This window comes from Butyrivibrio sp., assembly GCF_017940685.1.
Taxonomy (GTDB): Bacteria; Bacillota; Clostridia; order Lachnospirales; family Lachnospiraceae; genus Butyrivibrio.
In genome coordinates, this window is the sequence record NZ_JAGAYD010000111.1 from 1 (window position 1) to 2,646 (window position 2,646).

A 2,646-nucleotide genomic window follows, 5' to 3' on the forward strand; every position below is an offset into this window, starting at 1 on the left:
ACTATTCCTGCGGGAAAGAGCTATCAGTTTGATGCAAGTGTATCTGGTGGCAATGGATATGACCCATCAGTTACATGGTCGATCTATGGCAATCAGTCTGCTGACACAACCATAGATGGAAATGGAAAGCTAACTGTTGCCTCTTCTGAACCATCAAGTTCTCTTGCAGTTATGGCAACATCAAAACAGGATCCTTCATTTAGTGACAGAGCGCTGGTTTCTATTGCAAGCGTCGACTACATTGTAAGTGTCAAGGCTGATCCTGTAGAGGGCGGCGCCATAGCGGGAGGCGGAGCAGTAAGAGCCGGAGGAAGCTGCACAGTATCTGCTTCGCCTAATAACAACTATGTGTTCAAAGGCTGGTACGAGGGTGGAAACATTATCTCAAACAGCGGATCTTTTACTGTATCAAACATCGCAGGTGACAGAACCCTTGTTGCGAAGTTTGAAAGAAATGCCTGCTATATCAGGACAAATGTCAATGACACCAACGGCGGAACTGTTACAGGAAGCGGATCTGTAGCTTACGGTGGAAAGTACACCATAACAGCCAAGGCTAACTCCGGCTACAGCTTTGCGGGATTTGTTGAAAATAATAAGACCATATCAACAGCTTCTTCCATCGAGCTGAACAATATTACGTCAGACAGGACCATTACAGCTGTATTTAACAGGGAAAAATGCAACGTGAACATCACAGTTAATCCTCAGGATACAGGTAAGGTTGAGGGTGCTGGCAAGTACAACAAGAACTCAAAGGTAGAGGTCAAGGCAAGAGCTTATGACGGATACGAGTTCGCCGGCTGGTCCATCAACGGACAGGTGGTTTCAAAAGATGAAAAGTACACCATCGACAAGATTAAGAATGACGTAAATATCGTTGCTAATTTCATGAAGAAAAATGCCACAACCTACAAGCTCACTTCTGGCATTGCAAATGCGGGAGGAAGCATTGTTCCAAGTGGAGACCTTGTGGTTGCAGAGGGCAGCAGCGTTACATACAATATCATGCCGCAGGCTGATTATAATATCACCGCAGTCATGGTTGATGGCAAGAATATTGGAGCAGCATCAAGCTACACCTTCAACAACATAAGGGGCGGGCATACGATCACAGCAAGCTTTGAAAAGAAACCTGCACCAGCTCCTGCAAGTAACCAGAAGGCTTCCGGAAATTCCAAACAGGCTGCAACACCTAAAAAGAATGAGGCTCCAAAGCAGACGGAGTACAACGGTGCTACAGCAGCTGACGGCGCAGTACCAGAGCAGCAGGTTGTAGATGTAACTGTACCTGAAAAGGAAGATGAACTTGACGGTGAAGAATACGAGGACGATGTCTATACAGAGGCTACGGAAATTGCAGATTCCGAAGTTCCTCTTGCAGCTGGATCAGTAATGGCAAGACATGACCTGGATGAAGATACCTTGAGGATCCTCATAAATGATGATGCAGTTCTTCCTATGCTGAGAGAGGCATTCGAAGATGGAACACTTCAGATCACGGTAAACAACAGCTATGCACAGGATAAGCAGGAAACAGCGGTAGCTTTGTATTACCAGCAGCCTACTTTGATAAATTTTGAGGATGTCATCGCAGAAACGCTTACAGCTGATGAAAAGTATGCAGTACTCACAGGAACTCCTGTAGCCTTCAATATTGATATCAGCGAAAATTCCGCCTTTGTAGATGCTAATGTCAAGGAGCAGATGCAGAAAAAGGTTGGCTACAAGCCAGTTACTTATTTTGACTTCCTTATCATGAAGAGCATGGGCGGCGAGACAACGGTGATCAACAAGACAGCTTCTGAGCTTGAAGTTGTGGTTCCAATTCCGGAGCAGTACCGAAAGGCCGGCAGAAAGTTCTTTATTATAAGAAATCACAATGGAGCGGTAGACGTTCTTGAGGACATTGGAGATGATCCAGATACTATCACCTTCAGAACAGACAGATTTTCTGAATATGCCATCGCCTATGAGGCCATAAATGTCAATAAACTGATCCTTAGATTTGGCATCATAGCATTTGTTTCACTTATTCTTGCAGTTATCTGTTTTGCAAATCTCGTAAAGTATAAGAGAAGTGCAAGAATTAGGGCGAAAAGATAATTAATATTCGAAAAACTGTGTTATAATATTTTGTATAAACATACATGCGCAAAGCGCTTAAAACATCATATAAAAACCAACAACGAAAGGCAGGAAACGGAACATGAACAAGACATTTAGTAAGGGTGAAGTTATTTTCCGCGAGGGAGATAACGGCGAGAGCTTTTTTGAGATTGTCAAAGGTAAGGTTGGCGTATATGCTGCTTACGGAACAGAAACTGAGCAGAAGCTCACAGAGATTGGGGCTGGTCATATTGTTGGCGAACTTGCTCTTATTGATGCATTCCCAAGAAGTGCAACCGTTGTTGCTCTTGAAGATACAGATCTTACTGAAGTTACTATCGATGAGATGAGATCCTACTTTGAGGGATCACCTGACAAGATCAAGTTTATTCTTTCAGAGCTTGGAGAGAGACTTCAGAGACTTACAGACGATTACACAGATGCATGTGTGACTATCAGAGAGCTTTATCCTGTAGGAGAAGAGAGAAAGCCTGGTATTGCAGACAAGATCAAGAAGTTTGTTAATTCCTATAACCT

The 2,646-nt window shown here is 43.6% G+C and carries 2 protein-coding genes; both read left to right on the top strand.

What is annotated here, in order from left to right; genetic code table 11:
• Window positions 1-2,106: InlB B-repeat-containing protein (locus J6I68_RS06975; RefSeq protein ID WP_292218870.1), on the top strand; the 2,106-nt coding region annotated here is incomplete at its 5' end.
• A gap of 103 nt (window positions 2,107-2,209) precedes the next feature.
• Window positions 2,210-2,646 (top strand): Crp/Fnr family transcriptional regulator (locus tag J6I68_RS06980; protein ID WP_292218871.1); only part of this gene is annotated, 437 nt, incomplete at its 3' end.